This window comes from Bradyrhizobium sp. SZCCHNRI3052 (genome assembly GCF_032484895.1).
GTDB lineage: Bacteria > Pseudomonadota > Alphaproteobacteria > Rhizobiales > Xanthobacteraceae > Bradyrhizobium.
In genome coordinates, this window is the sequence record NZ_JAUETW010000001.1 from 1092903 (window position 1) to 1115803 (window position 22901).

The following is a 22901-nucleotide window of genomic DNA, read 5'->3' on the forward strand; positions in this document are numbered from 1 at the left end:
CGGAGGGAACGCGATGCATTCCGCTCCTGCTACTCGCGCTTGCCCTGCACCCAGCTCTCGAGCATCTGCAGCGCCGAGGCGCGGTCATCGTCCGAGGCCTTGGCGAAGGCGCGGTTGTAGCTCTCCTTGATCCAGGCTTCGTCCGGACCGGCGCTGTCGCGCGCCAGCGTGAGCCACATCAGTCCGCGCGCCGGCTGGCGCGGCAACCGGTCGCCGTTGAACAGCATCTGACCAAGCAGCGCCTGGGCCTGGTGCTGGCCCTTCTGCGCGGCGAGGCCAAGCCAGCGCGCACCATAACGGAAGTCGTCGCGCGAGGCATCCGCGGTCTTCAGGTACATCCGCGCCAGGTCGTACTGGGCGTCCGCATTGCCGAAGTAGGACGCCGCATAGGAGAACATCTCCCGCGCGCGATCCGGATCGGCCTTGACCTTCGTGTTGGGGATGCCGCTCAGGTAATAGCGGCCGAGCGCGACGAAGGCATTGGCGACGATCTGCGCCTGCGGCGCCGACGGGCTGTCCTCCGCATGCGCATTGGCGATGCGGCTGAAATAGTCGAAGGCGCGCATGTCGTCGCGCGCAACGCCATCGCCCGCCGCATACATGCGGCCGAGCTTGAACTGCGCAATCGGGTGACCTTCCTCCGCCGCGTATTGGAGCGCCGTCAGGGACTGCGTGGGTGAGGTCGAGGACGTCGTCGCGGGCAGCGCCTTGCGCAGCGCGCCGGCGCCAGCCTGCTGTCCAGCCACGGGGATCGCCGGCTCCTGGTTGACCGGAGCGCCATCGAACGCGAACGATGGCGTCGGCAACGCGAGCGGGGCAACCCCCAGCATCAATGCGAAAAGGATCCGATCAGATGTCCGCATAGCAATACTTCTCTTGCGCACCACCTGGATGGGTCACGGCGCCCGCCACGGCCGGCCCCACCTGCTGGGCATATTTCCAAAGTGCACCTGACGTGTGATGCGTCTCACGCGGCGTCCACTTGGTCTTGCGTGTCGCCAGCTCGGCATCGCTCAACTTCACGTTAAGGATGCCCGCCTCGGCGTCGATCTCGATGATGTCGCCATCCTCGACCAGCGCGATCGGTCCGCCGACCGCCGCCTCCGGTCCGATATGGCCGATGCAGAAGCCCCGGGTCGCGCCCGAGAACCGGCCGTCGGTGATCAGCGCGATCTTGCCGCCCATGCCCTGCCCTGTCAGCGCCGCCGTGGTCTGCAGCATTTCCCGCATGCCCGGACCGCCGCGCGGCCCCTCGTAGCGAATGACGATCACGTCGCCTTCGCGATAGGTGCGCTTCTGGACGGCGTCAAAGGCGTCCTCTTCCCGATCGAAGCAGCGGGCCGGCCCAGAGAATTTCAAGTTCGACATGCCCGCGACTTTCACGATCGCGCCCTCTGGCGCGAGATTGCCTTTCAGACCGACGACACCCCCGGTTGCAGTGATCGGCTTGTCAGCCGGCACCACCACGTCCTGGTGCGGATTCCACTTCACGCCTTTGAGGTTTTCGGCGATCGTCCGGCCGGTGACTGTGAGGCAGTCGCCGTTCAAATAGCCATGGTCGAGCAACGTCTTCATCAAGAGCGGAATGCCACCAGCCTCGAACATGTCTTTGGCGACATAGCGGCCACCCGGCTTCAAATCCGCGATATAAGGTGTCTTTTTGAAGATTTCGGCGACGTCGAATAAGTCGAACTTGATGCCGGCCTCGTGCGCAATCGCAGGTAGATGCAGCGCAGCATTGGTCGACCCGCCGGACGCCGCCACAACCGCAGCGGCATTCTCCAGGGATTTTCGCGTGACGATGTCGCGCGGGCGGATATTGGCGGCAATCAGCTCCATGACCTGTTCGCCGGCGGTCATGCAGAAGGCATCGCGGATTTCGTAAGGCGCCGGGGCCCCGGCCGAATAAGGCAGCGCCAGCCCGATCGCCTCGGACACCGTCGCCATCGTGTTGGCCGTGAACTGGGCGCCGCAGGCGCCAGCCGACGGACAGGCGACGCGCTCGAGCTCGTCGAGGTCGTCGTCCGACATCGCGCCCACCGAATGCTTGCCGACAGCCTCGAACATGTCCTGCACGGTGACCTGCTGGCCGCGGAAATTGCCGGGCAGGATCGAGCCGCCATAGATGAAGATCGAGGGCACGTTGAGCCGGACCATCGCCATCATCATGCCCGGCAGCGATTTGTCGCAGCCGGCGAGGCCGACGAGCGCATCGTAGGAATGGCCGCGAATCGTCAGCTCCACCGAATCGGCGATCGCCTCGCGCGACGGCAGCGAGGAGCGCATGCCGTCATGGCCCATCGCGATGCCGTCGGTCACGGTGATGGTGCAGAATTCGCGCGGCGTGCCGCCGGCGTGGGCGACGCCCTTCTTCACCGCCTGGGCCTGCCGCATCAGCGCGATGTTGCAGGGCGCAGCCTCGTTCCAGCACGAGGCGACGCCGACGAAGGGCTGATGGATCTGCGCCGTGGTGAGGCCCATGGCGTAGAGGTAGGACCGATGCGGCGCACGCTCGGGCCCTTCCGTCACATGACGGCTGGGCAGCCTGCGCTTGATGTCGGTCTTCGCGTCCATCGCTGTTTTGGCCTCCCGGTGCTGCGGAGAACGCTCAAAATCCGGCAAGTGGATTTTCGGCAGCCTCACACGCACTGGTTATGTTCTGATCAAAGTATTTCACGACCAGGTGTGGCTAAAAAGCGGCGCGTTTGCGGAGCGCCGGAGATTGTTACCAAAACTTCGTAAACTGTGGCGACGTCGCAACATTCGTGGCCGATGCGCAACCATGTGCGATTGGGCGTGGCAGGGTGAGCCTACTCCGGCACCACCCCGGCGGCGCGGATCATCGGCCACCATTTGCGGATCTCGGCGCGTTGCAGGGTTCCAAGCGCGGCGGGGCCCCGTTGGTCGGCCGCGGGCATCTGCAACCCCAGGTTTTTCAATTGATTTTTCACATCCGGCTCGTCCAGCGCAGCCACCGCCGCAGCATTGAGGGTGTCGACGATCTCCTTGCTGGCGCCCTTCGGCAGCCAGAGGCCCGACCACAGGGTCATGTGGAAGCCCGGCAGGCCGGCCTCGTCGGTGGTCGGAATCTCCGGCGCGGACTCGAGCCGCTTGGCGTCGGTGACGGCGTAGGCGCGGATCGTCCCGGCGCGAACCTGGTTGATGGCGTTGGAGGTCTGGTCGACGATCAGATCGATCTGGCCGGCGACCAGATCGTTCATCGCCGGTCCCGTGCCGCGATACGGCACATATTGCAGCTTGAGGCCGGTGATCTGCTCGAAATAGAGCCCCGCGATATGGCTGCCGGAGCCATTGCCCGCGGTGCCGGCCGACACGGGATTCGGCTGCGACTTCACCCAGGCGAGAAACTCCGGCAGCGACTTCGCCGGGATATTGTTCCTGCTGACGATGATCATCGGATTGCTCGGCAGCAGCACCACCGGCTCGAGATCGGCTTCGAGGTCATAGCCGAGCCGGTAGACGGCGCCGTTGGCGACATGGGTGCCGAGATGGCCGAAGCTCACGGTGTAGCCGTCGGGCTTCGAGCGGACGGCACGGCCCACGCCGATCGAACCGCCCGCCCCTGTCACGTTCTCGATCAGAACGGGCTGGCCGAGCGTCTGTCTCATGTGCTCGGCGAGGATGCGCATCATCGCATCCGATGGGCCGCCGGCAGCGAATGGCACGATCACGGTGATCGCGCGCGAGGGATAATTGTCGGCGCGCGCCGGCTGCATCAGCGCAAGACACACCAACAGCACGGCGCAAAGAGCTCGTCGCATCACGTCCTCCCTTGTGTCGCACGCACCGGCGGCAGACGCGAATGCGTCTGCGCCGGAGCATGTGCCCGAGGCCGCGGTGCTGGTTGTTAGTTAGAACTGCCCGAAGTCGATCGGCTGGTGACGATCGAGCGTGCGGGTGACCGGCGGCAGCGGATATTTAAGTCCTGTCGCGCAATTGAACAGCATGACGCGATCGTTTTTCGTTACGCGCCCGTCGGCCAGGCTCTGCTTGTAGGCGGCATAGGTCGCCGCGCCTTCCGGGCACAACAGCAGCCCCTCCTCGCGCGCGACTTCGCTGAGCGCAGATGAAATCTTCTCATCATCGACCGCAATGGCGAAACCTTTGCTCTCGCGCACCGCGCGCAGGATGAGAAAATCACCCACCGCCTGAGGCACGCGGATGCCGGACGCGATGGTGTGGGCGTCTTCCCACCGGGTCGCATGCTCGACGCCCTGCTCGAAGGCCCGCACCATCGGCGCGCAGCCCGAGGCCTGCACCGCGACCATGCGCGGACGCTTTGCGCCGATGAAGCCGATCTTCTCCAGTTCGTCGAACGCCTTCCACATGCCGATCAGGCCAGTGCCGCCGCCGGTCGGATAGAAGATCACGTCGGGCACGTCCCAGCCGAGCTGCTCGGCAAGCTCCAGGCCCATCGTCTTCTTGCCCTCGATGCGATACGGCTCCTTCAGGGTCGAGGTATCGAACCAGCCGACCTTGGCCTTGCCCTCGCCGACGATCTTGCCGCAATCGTCGATCAGTCCGTTGACGCGGTAGACGGTCGCGCCCTGCAGCTCGATCTCGCTGACATTCACCTCCGGCGTATCGGCCGGACAGAAGATCGTGGTCTTGATGCCGCAGGAGGTCGCATAGGCCGCGAGCGCAGCACCGGCATTGCCGTTGGTCGGCATCGCCATGTGCTTGATGCCGAGCGCCTTGCCCATCGACACCGCCATCACGAGGCCGCGCGCCTTGAACGAGCCGGTCGGCAGCCGGCCCTCATCCTTGACGATGATCTCGCCGCCGCCGAGCTTCTTCGACAGCTTGGGCAGGCTGATCAGCGGTGTCATGACTTCGCCGAGGCTGACGATGTCCTGGCATTTGCGCACCGGCAGCAGTTCGCGATAGCGCCATATGTCGGCCGGACGCTGCTCCAGCGCGTCCTTCGTGAGCGCCCGCTTCACGCCTGCGAGATCGTAGCGCACCAAGAGCGGCTTGCCGGCCTTGGAGAGGTTGTGGACCTGATCCGCCGGATAGTGATCGCCTTCCATCGCGCATTCGAGATGGGTGACGAAGGTCGGACGTTCGATGGTGAGATTGTCGCTGGATTTCACGGCAGTGACTTTCTGGCTGCTGTCGTCATTGCCGGGCTTGACCCGGCAATCCATCCGCTTCGCAAAGTTTCCCGAAGCGCGATGGATGCGCGGGTCAAGCCCGCGCATGACGAGCGGGGACGGAGCTACATGTTCAGCACGCGGCCATAGGCGTCGAGCACGGCTTCCTTCATCATCTCCGACAGGGTCGGATGCGGGAACACCGTGTGCATCAGCTCTTCTTCCGTCGTTTCGAGATTCATCGCCACGACATAGCCCTGGATCAGCTCGGTGACCTCGGCGCCGACCATGTGGGCGCCGATCAGCTGGCCCGTCTTCTTGTCGAAGATGACCTTGACCAGGCCCTGGTCCTCGCCGAGCGCGATCGCCTTGCCGTTGCCGACGAAGGGGAAGCGGCCGACCCGGATGTCGCGGCCCTGCTCCTTGGCCTTGGCCTCGGTGAGGCCGACGGAGGCGACCTGCGGATGGCAGTAGGTGCAGCCCGGAATGAGGTTCTTGTCCATCGCGTGCGGATGCAGGCCCTTGATCGCCTCGATGCAGACCACGCCCTCATGCTCGGCCTTGTGCGCCAGCATCGGGGGACCGGCGACGTCACCGATGGCGTAGATGCCGGGCACGTTGGTCTTGCCGTAGCCGTCGATGACGATGCAGCCACGATCGGTCTTCACCCCGAGCTTCTCCAGCCCGAGATTCTCGATGTTGCCGACGACGCCGACGGCCGAGATCACGCGATCGAACTCGACCGCCTCGATCTTGCCCTTGCCGTCGTCGATCGTGGCGACCACGCTGTCGCTCTTCTTGTCGAGCTTGGTGACCTTGGCGCCGGTCATGATCTTGAGGCCCTGCTTCTCCAGCTGCTTGCGCGCGAGGCCGGCGATCTCGGCGTCCTCGACGGGCAGGATCTGCGGCAGCACCTCGACCACGGTGACGTCAGAGCCCATCGTGCGGAAGAACGAGGCGAATTCGATGCCGATCGCGCCAGAGCCGACCACCAACAGCGACTTCGGCATCTTGTCAGGAACCATCGCCTCGAAATAGGTCCAGACCAGCTTCTTGTCCGGCTCGAGCCCCGGCAGCACGCGCGGCCGCGCGCCGGTGGCAACGATGATGTGCTTCGCCTGATAGGTCCCCTCGCCCAGCGCGCCCTTGGGCGCCTCGACGTCGGATTTGGTCACCGTGATCTTGCCGGGCGCGTCGATCGCAGCCTTGCCCCAGATCACCTGGACCTTGTTCTTCTTCATCAGGAAGCCGACGCCGTCATTGAGGCGCTTCGAGACGCCGCGCGAGCGCTGCACAACCGCCTTCGGATCGTAGGAGATCTTCTCCGCCGACAGGCCATAGTCCTTGGCATGCTGCATGTAGTGATAGATCTCGGCCGAGCGCAGCAGCGCCTTGGTCGGGATGCAGCCCCAGTTCAGGCAGATGCCGCCGAGATAGGACTTCTCGATGATCGCGGTCTTGAAGCCGAGCTGGGCGGCGCGGATCGCGGCGACGTAGCCGCCCGGGCCGGACCCGATGATGATGATGTCGAAGGATGTGTCGGCCATGACGGCTCCCATTCAACTTAAGCAGTCGGAAATCAGACGGTGGGGCTGCGGACGGAGCGTCGCCAGATCATGGCTCGCATGACGGCTTCCAGGAGCATCAGCAGGGTGCAGATAGCGAATCCGGCGAGCGCGATCGGCGCCCAGATGCCGCGCGACAGCGCCTCGCCGGAGAAGAAGGCAGAATGGATGACGTCGATCCCGAGCGGATTGGCGAACAGCGCGGCGCTCGCCAGCGCCGTGATCCAGGGCCATCGCGTTCTGATGCGCATGCGTTGGCCCCGTTTGCCATCCCGCTCCGGAAAGCAAGATCACACCATCATCATCACGGGATTCTCGATCAGCTGCTTGAAGGCGCCGATCAGCTCGGCGCCGAGCGCGCCGTCGATCGCGCGGTGATCGCACGACAGGGTCACGCTCATCATGCTCGCGATCTCGATCTTGCCGTTGCGCACCACGGGGCGTTCTTCCGAGGTGCCAACCGCGAGGATCGTCGCATGCGGCGGATTGATCACGGCGGTGAAGTGGTTGATGCCGTACATGCCGAGGTTGGAGACGGCCGTGGTGCCGCCCTGATATTCCTCCGGCTTCAGCTTGCGCGAGCGGGCGCGCGCGGCAAAGTCCTTCATCTCGCTGGAGATCGCCGATAGCGTCTTGGTCTCGGCCTTGCGGATGATCGGCGTGATCAGTCCGCCGGGCATTGCGACGGCGACACCGACGTCGGAATGCTTGTGCTTGACCATGCCGCCTTCGGTCCAGCTGACGTTGCAGTTCGGGATCTTCTGCAGCGCCACCGCCATCGCCTTGATGACGAAATCGTTCACGCTGAGCTTGTAGAGCGGCTTCTTCTCCTTGTCCTTGGGAGCCGCCGCATTGATCTCCTCGCGCGCAGCCAGGAGCTTGCCGATGTCGCAGTCGATCGTGAGATAGAAGTGCGGGACGTTCTGCACCGACGCCGTGAGGCGCTGCGCGATGGTGCGGCGCATGCCGTCGTGCGGGATGACCTCGTAGGAGCCGGGCTCGAACAGCGCCAGGATCTGCTTGTCCGACATCGACGGCGCCAGCGCGGGCGCGCCTGTCGCGGCAGGTGCCGCCGACGGCGCGGCCTTCAGGCCCTTGCCGGACTTGGCGTCCTCGACGTCGCGCGCAACGACGCGGCCGTGCGGGCCGGTGCCGGTGATGCGGCCGAGATCGATGCCGGCATCCTTGGCGAGACGTCGCGCCAATGGCGACGAGAAGATGCGCGCATGACCGTTGACCTGAGGGGCCGCCGCAGGCGCGGCTGGCGCAGGAGCCGTAGCCGACTTCGGCGCGGGCGCCGCGGCCGGTGCAGCCGTCGCAGCGGGAGCCGCCGATGCGATGGGCTTGGCCTCGGGCTTGGGAGCTGCCGCAGCCGGTGCGCTGCCGGCGGCCTTGACGTCCTCGCCCTCGCCGGCGAGCACCGCGATCACGTCGTTCACGGGCACGTCCTGCGTGCCTTCCGGCACCAGGATCTTGGCGAGGGTGCCTTCGTCGACCGCCTCGACTTCCATCGTGGCCTTGTCGGTCTCGATCTCGGCGATGACCTCGCCTGACTTGACCTGGTCGCCTTCCTTCTTGAGCCAACGGGCGAGGTTGCCCTTCTCCATCGTCGGCGACAGCGCGGGCATGAGAATGTTGATCGGCATGATCAGTGACCTTGTTTCGACCTGGGGCTGGTGGTGCCCGTATCGGTCGGCCGAGCCAGCTCGGCTTCGAACATCTCGACGATGCGCTGCAGCGCCTCGTCTTCGGAATAATCGCTCTCGCGCGCATAGGCGCGCGCAGCATGACGGGCGACGTCGACCAGGAGCAGCCCCCACACGTCGGGCTCCTCGAACGCGCGCTGGAAGGCGATCGAGAGCCCGCCATCGAGCACGAAGGCGCGCAACACTTCGGTGGCGTCCTCGCGGCCGATTACATCGGGCGGCAGCGGCTGCTCCTTGGGTCCGGCCATCTGGGCGTCCTCGACGGCTTACCGGTAGCAGACGGATTTGGCGGCCTGAACGACCTCCGCGGCCGAGGGCAGCGCGAGCTTCTCGAGATTCGCCGCATACGGCATCGGCACGTCCTTGCCGGACACGCGCGCGACTGGGGCATCGAGATAGTCGAAGGCGTGCTCCATGATGCGCGCGGCGATCTCGGCGCCGACGCCGCTCTGCTGCCAGCCCTCCTCCACCGTCACCGCGCGGCCGGTCTTCTTGACCGAGGCGACGATGGTCTCGGTGTCCATCGGACGCAGCGTGCGCAGGTCGATCACCTCGGCCTCGATGCCCTCCTTGGCAAGCTCATCGGCGGCCTTCAGCGCGTAGGTCATGCCGTTCGACCACGAGATGATGGTGACGTCCTTGCCGCTGCGGGCGATGCGCGCCTTGCCGATCGGGATCACATAGTCGTCGAGCTTCGGCACTTCGCCGGAGTGGCCGTAGAGCACCTCGTTCTCGAGAAAGATCACCGGGTTCGGATCGCGGATCGCGGCCTTCAGCAGGCCCTTGGCGTCCGCCGCGGAGTACGGCGCGATCACCTTGAGGCCGGGAACGTGAGAGTACCAGGACGCGTAGTCCTGGCTATGCTGCGCGGCAACGCGGGCGGCGGCGCCGTTCGGACCACGGAACACGATCGAGCAGCCCATCTGGCCACCGGACATATAGAGTGTCTTCGCCGCGGAGTTGATGATCTGGTCCATCGCCTGCATGGCGAAGTTGAAGGTCATGAACTCGACGATCGGCTTCAGGCCGGCCATCGCCGCACCGACGCCGATGCCGGCGAAGCCGTGCTCGGTGATCGGCGTGTCCATCACGCGGCGGGCGCCGAACTCCTGCAGCAGGCCCTGGGTGACCTTGTAGGCGCCCTGATATTCGGCGACCTCCTCGCCCATGATGAAGACGTCGCCGTCTCGGCGCATCTCCTCGGCCATGGCGTCGCGCAGCGCCTCGCGGATGGTTTGCGTCACCATCTCGGTGCCCGCTGGCACCTCGGGATCGGGCTCGGCCACGCTCTGCGGCGCAGCCACGCCGGTCGGCGCAGGCGATGCCGACACCGAAGCAGCCGGCTCGGCCGGCGGCGCCGACTGCGCGGCTTTCATCTCGGCAGCGGGTGCCGCCTTGCCGAGATCGGCCACGCTCTCGCCATCCGCGAGGATGGTCGCAATCGGCGTATTGACCGCGACGTCGGCGGTGCCTTCGGGGATCAGGATCTTGCCGAGCGTGCCCTCGTCGGTCGCCTCGACCTCCATCGTGGCCTTGTCGGTCTCGATCTCGGCGATCACGTCACCCGACTTGATCGCCTCACCTTCCTTCTTCAGCCATTTGGCGAGATTGCCCTTTTCCATCGTGGGCGACAGCGCAGGCATCAAAACTTGAATAGGCATATCAGCTCCAGAGAAACAGCTTGCGCGCGCTCAGCGGTAAACGTCGGTGTAGAGCTCGGCGACATCGGGCTCGGGATCGGCCTGCGCGAAATCGGCGGCCTCGTTGACGATCTTGCGCACGTCGGCATCGATCGTCTTGAGATCCTGCTCGCTGACCTTGGCCGCCAGCAGGCGGTTGCGCACCTGCTCGATCGGATCCTGGTCGTGACGGACCTTCTCCACCTCCTCGCGGGTGCGATACTTCGCCGGGTCCGACATCGAGTGGCCGCGATAGCGGTAGGTCTGCATTTCCAGAATGTACGGGCCCTTGCCCTCGCGGCACCAGGCAACGGCCTTCTCGCCCGCAGCCTTCACGGCGCGGACGTCCATGCCGTCGACCTGCTCGCCCGGGATGTTGAAGGAGATGCCGCGCTTGGAGAAGTCGGTCTGCGCCGAGGCGCGCGACACCGCCGTGCCCATCGCATAGCGGTTGTTCTCGATGACGTAGATCACCGGCAGCTTCCAGAGCTCCGCCATGTTGAAGCTCTCATAGACCTGCCCCTGGTTGGCCGCGCCATCGCCGAAATAGGCGACGCTGACCGAGTCGTTGCCGCGGTAGCGGTTGGCGAGCGCAAGGCCGGTGCCGAGCGAGACCTGGGCGCCGACGATGCCGTGGCCGCCGAAGAAGTTCTTCTCCATGCTGAACATGTGCATGGAGCCGCCCTTGCCCTTGGAGTATCCACCGCGGCGCCCGGTGAGCTCGGCCATCACGCCCTTGGCGTCCATGCCGGTGGCCAGCATGTGGCCATGATCACGATAGCCGGTGATGACCTGATCGCCCGGCTTCAGCGCCATCTGCATGCCGACCACGACGGCTTCCTGGCCGATGTAAAGATGGCAGAAGCCGCCGATCGCACCCATGCCATAAAGCTGACCGGCCTTTTCCTCAAAGCGGCGGATCAGCAGCATGTCGCGAAGCGCAGCCAATTCCTGTTCTCTGGTGAATTCCGGCGGCGGGCCGTTGTCTCTGTCCTGCCCTTGTTCCTTTGCGGCGGTCTTCTTCGGTGCGGCCATGGCAATTCCGGATGAGAGAAAAAGTAGCTCTCTCTAGCTCAACTCCAGGAGACGTAAAAGGACCGCGTGGCGCGTCCGAAGGCTTTGGCGTGCCGCGCTGCAATGCACACGAAATATTGCAAATACAATTCCACCATTTTTGGAATCCGACCGCAGGCCGCTACAAAAAAGAGCAGCCATCTCAGCGGATGGGACGCGTGAGGCCAAGCCGGCGACGCCCTCGACGACACCCTCATCGTTGGGATCTCGACGACGCCGACAGCGACCAAAAAACCCGACATATCGAACATCGGCATAACGGATATTCCGACCGAGCAGCGGCAGGGGGTCTCCGTGTTCCTACGGGCCTTCGAATCAATCAATTCTAAACCCTCCGCAGCGCACAATTTTTCCGAATTCATCAACGAAATCAAACAACTCAACGAAAATCCCTGGCTGCCTGGACTGTCCGGCTGCCTGGGCCCTCTGACAGGAACGAACATGGTTCTCACCATCCCTCGCCGCTTTGCGGTTCTGGTCGCGTTATCCATCGGCGTCTGTATCGTCGCCGTGGTCAGCCAGCTGCTGGCCACCCGAACAGCCCTGGTCGAAGAGCGTAAGGCTGCAGTCGTCGGACAGGTGCAATCTGCCGTGTCGATCGTGAAGGGCTTTGCCGATGCGGCGGCGAAGGGGGCCCTGACCGCGGACGAGGCGCAGAACCGCGCCAAGGCCGTGCTCCGCGGCATTCGGTTCGGCAAGAACGACTACATCTTCGTCTACCAGCCGGACGGCGTGAACCTCGTGCTTGGCCCGAAGCCGGATTGGGAGGGCAAGGGTCTGCTCAACGAAAAGGACGCCAATGGTCTGCCCTTCGTACGCGAGTTGATCGCGGCTTCGACCCAGCCTGGTGGCGGCTTCGTCAGCTATATGTTCGCGCGCGCCGGCAGCAGCGTCCCGGTGGCGAAGCTCGGCTACACCATGAAGGCCGATCCGTGGAACTGGGTTGTGGGCACAGGCGTGTATGTCGACGATCTCGACGAGGCGTTCTACGCCTCCGTCAAGGTGACGCTGATCTGGGCCGTCGGACTGATCGCCCTGCTGTGCGTTGCGACCCTGATGATCGCGCGCGGCCTGGTCCGGCCGCTGCAAGCGATCACCCGGACGATGACCGAGCTTGCGAACGGGAATCTCGCTGTGCAGATCCCGAACTCGGAACGGCGCGACGAGGTCGGCGAGATGGCCCGTGCCGTCGAGGTGTTCAAGGTCAATGCCGTCGCCCGCCAGCGGCTCGAGGCCGAGCAGAACGAGCTGGAGGCACGCCAGGCCGAGCAGCGCAAGATCGATACGATGCGCCTTGCGAACGATTTCGAGACAGCGGTCGGCCAGATCATCGAGACGGTGTCGTCGGCAGCGACCGATCTGGAGTCATCGGCCCAGTCGCTCAGCGCAACGGCCGAGCGCTCGAAGGGTCTTGCCACCGTCGTAGCCGGCGCCTCAGGCGCCGCCTCCAACAACGTCCAGTCGGTCGCCGCCGCCACCGAGGAAATGTCCTCCTCCGTGAACGAGATCAGCCGACAGGTGCAGCAGTCTTCGGCGATCGCCAGTGAAGCCGTTGAGCAGGCCCGCAAGACCAATGAACGCGTGGGCGAATTGTCGCAAGCGGCGGCTCGCATCGGCGACGTGGTGGAGCTCATCAACACCATCGCCGGCCAGACCAACCTGCTGGCCTTGAACGCCACCATCGAGGCGGCGCGGGCGGGTGAAGCTGGTCGCGGCTTCGCCGTTGTCGCCTCGGAGGTCAAGGCGCTCGCCGAGCAGACTGCCAAGGCGACGGGAGAGATCAGCCAGCAGATTGGCGCCATCCAGACCGCCACTCAGCATTCGGTGACCGCCATCAAGGAAATCGGCGACACGATCGGCCGGATGTCGGAAATCGCCGCCACCATCGCAGCCGCTGTCGAAGAACAGGGCGCCGCAACCCAGGAAATCTCGCGCAACATCCAGCAAGCCGCCAGCGGTACGAAAGAGGTCTCCGCGAATGTTGCCGACGTCCAGCGCGAAGCAACCGAGACGGGGACGGCTTCGTCCCAGGTGCTCAACGCTGTGCAGTCACTGTCCCAGGACAGCAACCGCCTGAAGGCCGAGGTCCACAAGTTCCTCGCCACCGTGCGGGCCGCATAAGGGGCAGCCCATCAGCGATCGTCGAAGGCCCGCGCGCAGCGCGGGTCTTCCTCGTCATGGGCTTGTCGTGCCTGCGTTCGTTACGCAGACGCGAGGCGAGTCTCACAACGGATGCATCGCGGAGACCGGCTCGCTCAGTTCGGCCGATTGATCCGGATCAGATCACGCGGGTTAGCGTAGCCGAGCTGGAAGCGGGCGCGCTCATCGAGCATGTCGGGATCGACCCGGTCGGAGCGCAGCAGCGACACGCGCTTCTCACCCTCCGCCCGCTCCTGCTTCAGCCGGGCGAGCTCGGAGGTGAGCGCAATGATCTCCTGGTCGAGCTCCTGACGCGCGGTCAGGCCGTAGCGGCCGGTATAGGCGTTGATGCCGAAATAGCCGATGATGGCGGCCGCCATCGTGTAGAGGGCGAGCCCGGTCAGGAACGATTTGAGCCGCGCGCGGGAGACCATGGGCCGGAAGATGGGGCGCCTTGGTTAAGGATCTGCTAATCTACGCCGCGCGGCTTCGTTCCGAAGGTCCCATCACGCGTCACTGGCTGACGGATTGCCGAAGCACCGTGAAACACAAGGTGGCTCGCGACACGAAGCCGAGACGCTCATACAGCGCGATCGCGGCATGATTGTCGTCTATGACGTGGAGAAACGGCGTCTCGCCCCTGCCCCTGATGGCCGTCATCAGGACCGTGACGAGCCTCTGGGCATAGCCAAGGCCGCGATAGTCCGGATGGACACAGACCGCGCTGATTTCCGTGAACCCGTCGAGGCGCATGCGCTCCCCGGCCATGGCGGCCAGTCGCTCCCCGTCACGAATGCCGATGTAGCGGCCCAGCTCGCGGGTCCTGGCCAGGAACGGACCGGGTTTGGTCCGTGCAGTCAGCTCCAGCATCGCAGGGATGTCGCGCTCGTCCAGCACCTCGACCGCGGCATCCCCCACGGGATCGACCGCCCCGACGGCAACCATCTGGCGGACGCTGGCTCTGAGCCGGGCGTCAAGGCCACGCACCTCGCCCGGGGGTGCAGGGGTCACGATCGCAACGACATCCTCATTGGCAAGGTCGGCGAGTTCAGACCACGCCGCATCGCCGTCGTCCGACATGGCGGCAAATGGCGCAATCGCCGCCGGATAGCGACGAGCATGCGCGGCGCCCTCCGCAAGCGCTCGGTGCCCGGTGGTCAGGGCTGACCAGACGGGGCGATCCAGCGCTGCGTGCTGCTCGGCAGAAAGCTCCAATTTGGACATCGAACCAGCCTCCAGACGATCCGTCCTCAGCTCCGGTAGACCGGCTCTTCGAGGTCGAGCATGCGCTTGACGGCCTCGAGGTGCAACCGAGCCGATTCCGCATCTCCTTCGCGCATCTGGCGAGAGGCGGCTTCCGCGATTGCAGGCTCGACCGCGATGACCTTGCGGCCGGTCGACAGCGCCAGGCACTGCACCTGGCAGGCGCGCTCGAGGTAATAGAGATCGTCCCAGGCCTCGGCGATGGTCGGCGCCAGAACCATGACGCCATGATGCTTCATGAAGACGATGTCGGCATCACCGACAGCCCCGGCGATGCGATCCCCCTCCCGCGCGTCGAGCGCCAGCCCGTTGTAATTCTCGTCGACCGCGGTTCGCCCATAGAATTTCAGCGCCGTCTGCCCGGCGAAGATCAGCGGGTCGCCTTCGGTCATCGACAGCGCGGTGGCGTAGGGCATGTGGGTGTGGAACGCGACCTTGGCGCGCGGCAGCGCCTTGTGGATGCGGGCGTGGATGTAGAAGGCGGTCGCCTCCGGGCGGCCGTCGCCGGCAACGACGTTGCCGTCGAAGTCGCACACCAGGAGCTTCGAGGCCGTCAGTTCGCGGAACGCATAGCCGTAGGGATTGACGATGAAGAGGTCGTCATAGCCGGGGACCAGCGCCGAGAAGTGGTTGCAGATGCCCTCTTCGAACCCGTGCCGCGCCGCCATCCGGAAACAGGCCGCGAGGTCGATCCGCGCCTGCCAGACGGCCTCCGAGTCGAGATCCGGCTGGTTCGGGCCGGGCCTCGACGACGACGCGGGTGTGAACGAATGGGCCATCATCTGTCCTTGGCAACGCGCATCCTTGCGCAGGTCCGGCATCGCCTTGAAACGGATCGGGCAAGGCGCGTCAACGCCCTGCCCGCATCATACCCGTCATGCAGTTGCCGACCGCCGCAGGTAGACGCGGCGGCGGCGAACGCGATCAGCCGTTCTGCTTGGCCACGAATGCGGCGAATGCATCCAGATATTGCTGCAACACCGTCTTGAGCGAATCCTTGACCAGCTCGCCCTGGGCGTCGAAGGCGTCGCCGACGCCATTCAGGTAGATTTCCGGCTGCCCCATGACCGGGCCAGAGATGCCAGGCATGATGTTCTGCAGATGCTTGGCCGCCGCCACGCCACCGAGCGGGCCCGGCGAATTGGAGATGAGGCCGACCGGCTTGCCCAGGAACGAACTCTGCCCATAGGGACGCGAGGCGACGTCGATCGCATTCTTGAGCACGCCGGGAATCGAGCGGTTGTATTCCGGCGTCAGGATCAGCACGCCGTTCGAGGCCTTCAGCTTCTCCCGCAGGGCGAGCCAGTCGGCCGGCGGATTGGCTTCGAGATCCTGGTTGAAGAACGACAGGCCGTTGAGCGTGGTCACGTCGATCTTCAGGCTGGCCGGCGCCAGCTTGGCGAGCGCATTGGCGATCTTCAGGGTGAAGCTCTCCTTGCGGAGACTGCCGACGAGGGCGACGATCGAATAAGGTGCGGGCATGGGGAATCCTTTGAGGAGCGGGGTGTGGAGCGCACTTAAGGCGCGCGAGCAGGAACATGCAAGTGCATGGACCATCCTCACGCGAAACACTGCGTTTCATCGCAAGCAACGCCCGAGTGTTCCCGACCCTTGCCCGCGTCGTGGAGCTCAGCCGGTCCCCTTGAGACAGCGCGTGAATTCCGCCACCGCCTGATGTGTGAGCCAGATCGCCTGCCCGTCGACCGGCTGCGCCCATGACGAGACCTTGGCGATCACGATGCCGTTGGCGGCATCGACGAACAGGTTCTGGCCGTGAATGCCCATCGCGAACATCAGCTGCGGCGCGTCGTTTGTGACGTACCAGCCGCTGCGATAGTGCATGTTGCGGCTGATGGCGGCAAAACTGTCGCGCCATTGGCCCTCGCGCCAGGCCTGCACATCGCCATTGTGCCTGATGTCGTCGATCCAACCTTCGGGAATGATCGTGTGAGAGCCCCGCCGCCCGCCTGACAGCACGAGTTGGCCGAGCCGGGCGACGTCGCGCAAGGTGGCGCAGAAGCCGCCGGTGCAGCGCGGCGCGCCGTCGCGGTCGAGGGTGATGAAGGCCTCGCCGCTCGCCCCCATCGGCTTCCACAGCAGGCTGCCGGCGAGGCTCGCGAAGCTGCGGCCGGTGGCGCGCTCGATCGCCCATCCCAGCAGATCGGTGTTGGACGAGACGTAGCTGAAGGCGCCGCCATGCGGCGCCGCCTGAGCGCGCATCGTCGCAAAGAAATCGTGCAGGTTTGGCGTCGTGCCCGGCGCGACCGGCTCCCAGCCCGCGGCGTCGGCATAGGCCTGCAGGCCGGCACCATCGAACACGACGCCCGCACGCATGTCGAGCAGCTGCCGGATCGTGGCGCCGCGATAGGCCGTGGCGGCCACTTCCGGCACATAGCGCGTGACCTCGGCGTCGACATCGAGCTCGCCGCGGCCGGCCAGGATGCCGACGATGAGGCCGGTGATCGACTTGGTCGCCGACATCAGGATGTGCGGCGTGTCGCGGTCGGTGCCGCCGTCATACATTTCGAAGACGATGCGGCCGTCCTGCAGGATCAGGAGCCCGTCGGTCGCCGTCGCCTTCAGGAAACCGTCGAGATCGAGCGTGCCGCCCTTGGGCAGCCGCACGCTGAAATCGTCGAACGACACGAGGCTCGCCGGCAGCGTCCAGGCGCTGCCCGGCGCGCTCTCGATGTCGGCGACCGGCAGGATCGCGCGGATGTTGTGAAAGGCCCAGCGGCTGAACGGCGCAGTGCGCCAGTTGGAGAGATCGGCGTTGGAGGGAGAGGGATCGGTCGACATACGAATCCTGCGGGATTTCCGAGGTGCTCGACATAGGGGTTCGCAACAGGCCCGGAAAGCCCGGCATTTCGCATATGCAAAAACGCTCAGGCCGCCCGAAGGCGGCCCCCTCTCTCCTCCGTCATTGCGAGCGAAGCGAAGCAATCCAGGGCTCGGTTGGGACTCTGGATTGCTTCGTCGCGGAGCCTGTCCTCGGGCTCGCCGGAGGCGAGACCCGGGGGCTCCTCGCAATGACGCTAACCGATAATCAGATCACCGGATTCCACGGCGCCGGAATCAGTCGGTACTTGGCGCCGTCCTTCTCGACATAGCCCACCGAAGGGAACGAGAAGTGGAAGCCGATCACCTTGGCCTTCTCGGCGGCAGCCATGTCATAGAACTTGTGCCGTGTGGCCTGCGCCATCTCGGCATCGGTGTCGAACATCACATGCCAGTCGGGGTTGCGCAGGAACAGCTCGGGGACGTTGGTGACGTCGGCCTGGATCAGGACCCTGGCGTTGCCGGACGCGACCGCGAACGAGGTGTGTCCCGGCGTGTGACCGGGCGTGCCGAGCGCGGTGATGCCGGGCGCGACCTCCTTGTCCCACTCGTACTGGGTGACCTTGCTCTCGAGCCCGCCGAACACCTTCTTGAAGTTGGCGAAGTTGCCCTTCATCAAGTCGGTCTGCGCCTTGGCGGCGTTCTCGTCGCTGGCCCAGAACGCCCACTCCTTGGCCGGCACCTTCAGCTCGGCGTTCGGGAACGCCAGCGAGCCGTCCGCGAGCTTGAGGCCGTTGATGTGGTCCCCATGCATGTGGGAGAGCACGACGACATCGATGCTCTTCGGATCGACGCCGGCGGCAGCGAGGTTCTGCAGCGTGCGGCCAACCGCGCCCTTGCTGGCCTCGAAGGCGCCAGCGCCGTTGCCGGTGTCGATCAGGACCAGCTTGGAGCCGGTGTTGATCAACTGCGGATTGAAGGGGATCGTGATCATGCCCTTCGGCATGTAGGCGCTTTCGGCAGCCGCGAGCGCGTCGTCCTTCGTCGTGTTGACGACGAACGTGTCGGGCATCGGGAAGGTGCGCGCGCCGTCATTGACGGAGGTGCATTCATAGTCGCCGACCTTGTAGCGATAGAAGCCGGGCGCCTGTGCGCCGGCGGGTGCAACCGCTGCGCGTGCCTGTCCGGCCAGCGGCGGCAAAGCGGTTGCAACTCCGGCGAGGGCCGCACCGGCCAGAAATCGACGGCGATCCAATCGGGTCATGACAAATCTCTCCTCAGTGCTCCATGCGGCTGACACCGCCCCCAGACAAACGGGGCGGATTGTCTCCGCATGCGGGCCAAACGCAAGCCCGTCAGCAACGTCCGAGGAGCGACGTTAGGTCACTTATCTTTGTTGGGGTCGATGAGGAATTTTTCGCCGGTGGCCCGTTTGGCGTACGCGGCGAGGTTGGCCGGATCGAGCGCCTCGGACAAGGAAACGACCTTGGTGTAGTGGCTCGCAAAGGTCGTCTTCAGCTCGTCGACGACGCGCTGGCGCAGCCGCTCGGTATCCGCCTTGCCGATCTTCATCAGGAACGGAAACAGCAGCCAGCCGCCGACGCTCCAGGTCATGCCGAAGCCGCGCGTGATCTCGGTCGGCCTGACGTCCAGGCTGCCGTAGATGTAGACCTGCTTGTGCACGTTCGAGCCGTAGCGGCTGTAGGGATGCTTGCCGGACTTGTTGATCGCGGCTTCCATCGCGTTGAGGATCTGGCCGGCGAGCTTGCCGCCGCCGATCGCATCGAAGGCGATGGTCGCGCCGGTCTCGACCAGCGCCGCGATCAGGTCGTCCATGAAAGTCGGCGCCGTCGAATCCACGATGTATTTCGCGCCGATGCCGCGCAACAGCTCGGCCTGATCAGCGCTGCGCACGATGTTGACGAGCGGGATGCCGTCCTTGAGGCAGATCTTGTTGAGCATCTGCCCGAGGTTGGACGCGGCCGCGGTATGCACGAGCGCGGTATGGCCCTCGCGCCGCATCGTCTCGGTCATGCCGAGCGACGTCAGCGGATTGACGAAGCAGGAGGCGCCCTCCTCCGGTGTGGTGCCGGCCGGCAGCGGCAGGCATTCGGAGAGCTTCAGGCAGCGATACTGGCTGTACATCGCGCCACCGATGGCCGCGACGGTACGGCCCATCAGCGCCTTGGCGGCATCCGAGGAGCCGGTCTTGACCACCACGCCCGCGCCCTCGTTGCCGACGGCCAAGGACTCGTCGAGCCGGCCGGCCATCGCCCGCATCCCCGCCTCCGGCACCTTGGCGGTGATCACGGGCCGCTCCTTGGTGCCGGACGCCTGCAGGGTCGACAGATCGGCCGCGCCGACGAGGAGCCCGAGATCGGACGGATTGATCGGCGCCGCCTCGATCCGCACCACCACCTCGTCCAGCCCCGGCTCGGGGGTCGGCACGTCGACCAGCGAGAGCTCGAGCTCGCCGCTGCGCCTGATCAACGTCCGCAGTTGCAGGCCCTGTGTCTCGACACCCATGCGTGCCTCCCTTTTTTCTTTGGTTAGCTTGTCCAGACTCAGGCCAGCGCCTTCAGCGCCGCCCTGCCCGCATATTTGGCCTGGGCATCCAGCTCCTGCTCGATGCGCAGCAGCTGGTTGTACTTGGCGGTGCGGTCGGCGCGCGCCAGCGAGCCGGTCTTGATCTGCCCGCAATTGGTGGCGACGGCGAGATCGGCGATCGTGGAATCCTCGGTCTCGCCGGAGCGGTGCGACATGACAGCGGTGTAGCCGGCCTTGTAGGCCATCTCGACCGCGGCCAGCGTCTCGGTGAGCGTGCCGATCTGGTTGACCTTGATCAGGATCGAATTGGCGCGGCCGTTGCGGATGCCGTCCTCGAGACGGTTCACATTGGTGACGAACAGGTCGTCGCCAACGAGCTGGCACTTGTGGCCGATCAGGTCGGTCAGCTCCTTCCAGCCGTCCATGTCGTCCTCCGACATGCCGTCCTCGATCGAGGCGATCGGGTAGCGGGCGACCAGATCCGCAAGATACTTGGCCTGCTCGGAGCGCGAGCGCGACTTGTTCTCGCCCTCGTAGACGTACTTGCCGTCCTTGAAGAACTCGGTCGCGGCGCAGTCCAGCGCCAGCATCACGTCCTCGCCGGCGGTGTAGCCGGCCTTGCCGATCGCGCTCATGACGAAGTCGAGGGCTGCGTCCGCCGACGGCAGGTTCGGCGCGAAGCCACCCTCGTCGCCGACATTGGTGTTGTGACCGGCCTTCTTCAGCTCGGCCTTGAGCGTGTGGAAGATCTCCGAGCCGCAGCGCAGCGCCTCCGCGAAGCTCGGCGCGCCCACCGGCATGATCATGAACTCCTGGAAATCGATCGGATTGTCGGCGTGGACGCCGCCATTGACGATGTTCATCATCGGCACCGGCAGGGTGCGGGCCGAGGTGCCGCCGACATAGCGATACAGCGGCATGTCGTAGGAGATCGCCGCCGCCTTGGCGCAGGCGAGCGAGACGCCGAGAATGGCGTTGGCGCCGATCCGGCTCTTGTTCTCGGTGCCGTCGAGCTCGATCAGGATCTGGTCGATCTGGACCTGGTCCTGCACCGACATGTCGCTGAGCGCCTCATAGACCTCGTCGTTGATGGCTTCGACGGCCTTCAGCACGCCCTTGCCGAGATAGCGGTGCTTGTCGCCGTCGCGCAGCTCGACCGCCTCGTGGGCGCCGGTGGAAGCGCCGGACGGCACGGCAGCGCGGCCGACCGAGCCGTCCTCCAGCACGACGTCGACCTCGACCGTGGGATTGCCGCGGCTGTCCAGGATTTCGCGGCCGATGATGTCGACGATGGCGGTCATGAGGTCCTCTTACGGGCGTTTCTGGGTGGACGTTGCTGCGCCGCTTCTACCGCAGGGACGGGAGGCCGAAAAGGCCAAGTCGCGACCAAATCAAGTCGCAGCCGGATCACGAAGCGGATGACGCAGACGCCGCGATTGGCTAAGAGGGCCGCCAATCTCCTCGCGACGCGACACATGGCGAAAAGACCCATCAAATCCGACACATCAGCAGAGCTCCAACTGGGCCGTCCGGTCGCGCAGCCGGACAGTCCGGAAACGGCGAAGCTCGATCGCGTTCCCAATCCGCAGAAAGACACGGATTACCTGGCCCGCTTCACGGTGCCGGAGTTCACCTCGCTATGCCCGGTGACGGGCCAGCCGGATTTCGCCCATCTCGTGATCGACTATGCCCCCGGCCCATGGCTGGTCGAATCCAAGTCGCTGAAACTCTATCTGGCGAGCTTCCGCAACCACGGCGCCTTCCACGAGGATTGCACCGTCGCGATCGGCAAGCGCCTCGCCGCCGAGCTCAAGCCGAAATGGCTGCGCATCGGCGGCTACTGGTACCCCCGCGGCGGCATCCCGATCGACGTGTTCTGGCAGACCGGCAAACTGCCGAAGGGATTGTGGGTGCCGGATCAGGGCGTCGCGCCGTATCGCGGGCGGGGCTGAAGCTGATCGAGGCGAAGGCGGCCGTGAATAGCGCAGTGGAACATGCACGCCTGTCGGTGTTCTGTCCCAAGTGCAAGATAACCGTCACGTGGCCGTCCTTGCTGTCGGCAGAACACAAGGCGAGGATCGCGAGGGAGATCCGCCGCAGTCCGACTGCGGGACAAAAACTGCTCGTGGTGACCTTGCCCCTGGGGCTTAATCCAGTTTGAAGTTCGTTCTGGCCCAACGAGGACCAGAGCATGAAGCGCAGCCGCTTTACGGAAGAGCAGATCATTGGGATTTTGAAGGAGCACGAGGCCGGCGTTCCGGTCGCCGATCTCTGCCGCAAGCATGGCGTGAGCGACGCCAGCATTTACAAGTGGAAGGCCAAGTTCGGCGGAATGGACGTCTCGGAGGCCAAGCGGCTGAAGACGCTGGAGGACGAGAACACGCGGCTCAAGCGGCTGCTGGCGGACGCCATGCTGGACAATGCCGCCCTGAAGGATCTCCTGGGAAAGAAGTGGTGACGCCTGCGGCGAAGCGGAGAGCTGTCGCACATCTCGCGCGCGTTCACGGGATGAGCGAACGGCGGGCGTGTAAAGCCATCGGATGTTGCCGCATGACGGTCAGATATCGGACGAGCCGGGCCGATGATGCCGGGCTGCGGCAGCGCATGAGGCGATCGCCCATGAGCGTCGCCGCTTCGGCTATCGTCGCCTGCACGTCCTGCTCAAGCGGGAGGGCTACCTGGTCAATCACAAGAAGCTGTTCCGGCTGTACCGGGAGGAACGGCTCACGGTGCGCCGCAGAGGTGGCCGCAAGCGCGCTATCGGGACGCGAGCGCCGATGACGGTGCCGCTGCTCCCGAATGATCGCTGGTCACTCGACTTTGTGTCGGATCAGATGACCGATGGCCGGCGCTTCCGCATCCTGACCGTGGTCGACGACTGCACCCGCGAGTGCCTGGCGCTGGTGGCCGACACCTCACTTTCGGGCGCCCGGGTCGCTCGGGAGCTGGACCGGCTGGTCGCCGAGCGCGGCAAGCCCAAGATGGTGGTGAGCGACAACGGCAGCGAGCTCACGAGCAATGCCATCCTGACATGGA

At 65.2% G+C, this 22901-nt stretch carries 20 protein-coding genes and 1 pseudogene; 3 read left to right on the forward strand and 18 right to left on the reverse strand.

Annotated features, from left to right (window positions below):
- Positions 1-29 precede the first annotated feature (29 nt).
- The 10 genes from QW887_RS05040 to pdhA form a co-directional block, all read right to left on the reverse strand.
- Positions 30-746: a tetratricopeptide repeat protein gene (locus QW887_RS05040; protein ID WP_409977886.1), complete on the reverse strand. Its 717-nt coding sequence runs from the start codon at positions 744-746 to the stop codon at positions 30-32.
- Between the two features lie 103 nt (positions 747-849).
- Positions 850-2574, reverse strand: coding sequence for a dihydroxy-acid dehydratase (ilvD, locus tag QW887_RS05045; RefSeq protein WP_315711667.1), 1725 nt, complete (start codon positions 2572-2574; stop codon positions 850-852).
- Positions 2575-2810: 236 nt separating this feature from the next.
- Complete coding sequence (locus QW887_RS05050) at positions 2811-3782, reverse strand: tripartite tricarboxylate transporter substrate binding protein BugD (RefSeq protein ID WP_316194221.1); 972 nt, start codon at positions 3780-3782, stop codon at positions 2811-2813.
- 90 nt (positions 3783-3872) lie between these two features.
- Positions 3873-5114, reverse strand: coding sequence for a threonine synthase (locus QW887_RS05055; protein ID WP_316194236.1), 1242 nt, complete (start codon positions 5112-5114; stop codon positions 3873-3875).
- 125 nt (positions 5115-5239) lie between these two features.
- Positions 5240-6661, reverse strand: coding sequence for a dihydrolipoyl dehydrogenase (gene lpdA, locus QW887_RS05060; RefSeq protein ID WP_316194222.1), 1422 nt, complete (start codon positions 6659-6661; stop codon positions 5240-5242).
- A gap of 32 nt (positions 6662-6693) precedes the next feature.
- Complete coding sequence (locus QW887_RS05065; RefSeq protein ID WP_315711662.1) at positions 6694-6930, reverse strand: hypothetical protein; 237 nt, start codon at positions 6928-6930, stop codon at positions 6694-6696.
- Positions 6931-6969: 39 nt separating this feature from the next.
- Entirely contained in the window at positions 6970-8325 is a 1356-nt protein-coding gene (locus tag QW887_RS05070; RefSeq protein ID WP_315711661.1) for a pyruvate dehydrogenase complex dihydrolipoamide acetyltransferase, read from the reverse strand.
- 2 nt (positions 8326-8327) lie between these two features.
- Positions 8328-8633, reverse strand: a complete 306-nt coding sequence (locus QW887_RS05075) for a DUF5076 domain-containing protein (protein ID WP_015666657.1) — start codon at positions 8631-8633, stop codon at positions 8328-8330.
- Positions 8634-8651: 18 nt separating this feature from the next.
- Complete coding sequence (locus QW887_RS05080; RefSeq protein WP_315827496.1) at positions 8652-10046, reverse strand: pyruvate dehydrogenase complex E1 component subunit beta; 1395 nt, start codon at positions 10044-10046, stop codon at positions 8652-8654.
- Between the two features lie 30 nt (positions 10047-10076).
- Positions 10077-11099: a pyruvate dehydrogenase (acetyl-transferring) E1 component subunit alpha gene (gene pdhA, locus QW887_RS05085; protein WP_315711659.1), complete on the reverse strand. Its 1023-nt coding sequence runs from the start codon at positions 11097-11099 to the stop codon at positions 10077-10079.
- A 480-nt stretch (positions 11100-11579) separates the two neighbouring features.
- On the opposite strand from pdhA, the gene QW887_RS05090 reads away from it, so the two are divergent.
- The gene (locus QW887_RS05090) at positions 11580-13259 is read left to right on the forward strand and encodes a methyl-accepting chemotaxis protein (protein WP_315711658.1); all 1680 of its coding nucleotides are present in this window, start codon (positions 11580-11582) and stop codon (positions 13257-13259) included.
- Between the two features lie 134 nt (positions 13260-13393).
- On the opposite strand, the gene QW887_RS05095 is transcribed toward QW887_RS05090, so the two are convergent.
- The 8 genes from QW887_RS05095 to eno form a co-directional block, all read right to left on the reverse strand.
- Complete coding sequence (locus tag QW887_RS05095) at positions 13394-13711, reverse strand: septum formation initiator family protein (RefSeq protein WP_315711657.1); 318 nt, start codon at positions 13709-13711, stop codon at positions 13394-13396.
- Between the two features lie 79 nt (positions 13712-13790).
- On the reverse strand, positions 13791-14501 hold the full coding sequence (locus QW887_RS05100) for a GNAT family N-acetyltransferase (RefSeq protein WP_316194223.1): 711 nt from the start codon (positions 14499-14501) through the stop codon (positions 13791-13793).
- A 26-nt stretch (positions 14502-14527) separates the two neighbouring features.
- Positions 14528-15319 (reverse strand): aldolase, encoded by a 792-nt coding sequence (locus QW887_RS05105; RefSeq protein ID WP_316194224.1) that lies wholly within the window; start codon positions 15317-15319, stop codon positions 14528-14530.
- 145 nt (positions 15320-15464) lie between these two features.
- Positions 15465-16022, reverse strand: a complete 558-nt coding sequence (locus QW887_RS05110; RefSeq protein ID WP_316165286.1) for an NADPH-dependent FMN reductase — start codon at positions 16020-16022, stop codon at positions 15465-15467.
- Positions 16023-16169: 147 nt separating this feature from the next.
- The gene (locus QW887_RS05115; protein WP_316194225.1) at positions 16170-17339 is read right to left on the reverse strand and encodes a serine hydrolase; all 1170 of its coding nucleotides are present in this window, start codon (positions 17337-17339) and stop codon (positions 16170-16172) included.
- A gap of 247 nt (positions 17340-17586) precedes the next feature.
- Positions 17587-18582, reverse strand: coding sequence for an MBL fold metallo-hydrolase (locus QW887_RS05120; protein ID WP_316175295.1), 996 nt, complete (start codon positions 18580-18582; stop codon positions 17587-17589).
- Between the two features lie 119 nt (positions 18583-18701).
- Positions 18702-19844: a zinc-binding dehydrogenase gene (locus QW887_RS05125; protein ID WP_316175293.1), complete on the reverse strand. Its 1143-nt coding sequence runs from the start codon at positions 19842-19844 to the stop codon at positions 18702-18704.
- Positions 19845-19882: 38 nt separating this feature from the next.
- The gene (gene eno / locus QW887_RS05130; protein WP_316170145.1) at positions 19883-21166 is read right to left on the reverse strand and encodes a phosphopyruvate hydratase; all 1284 of its coding nucleotides are present in this window, start codon (positions 21164-21166) and stop codon (positions 19883-19885) included.
- 174 nt (positions 21167-21340) lie between these two features.
- Here eno and queF point away from each other — a divergent pair, with 174 nt between their 5' ends.
- Complete coding sequence (gene queF / locus QW887_RS05135; RefSeq protein WP_316175292.1) at positions 21341-21817, forward strand: preQ(1) synthase; 477 nt, start codon at positions 21341-21343, stop codon at positions 21815-21817.
- Positions 21818-22056: 239 nt separating this feature from the next.
- Positions 22057-22901 (forward strand): annotated as a pseudogene (locus tag QW887_RS05140) (IS3 family transposase); the annotation flags it as partial.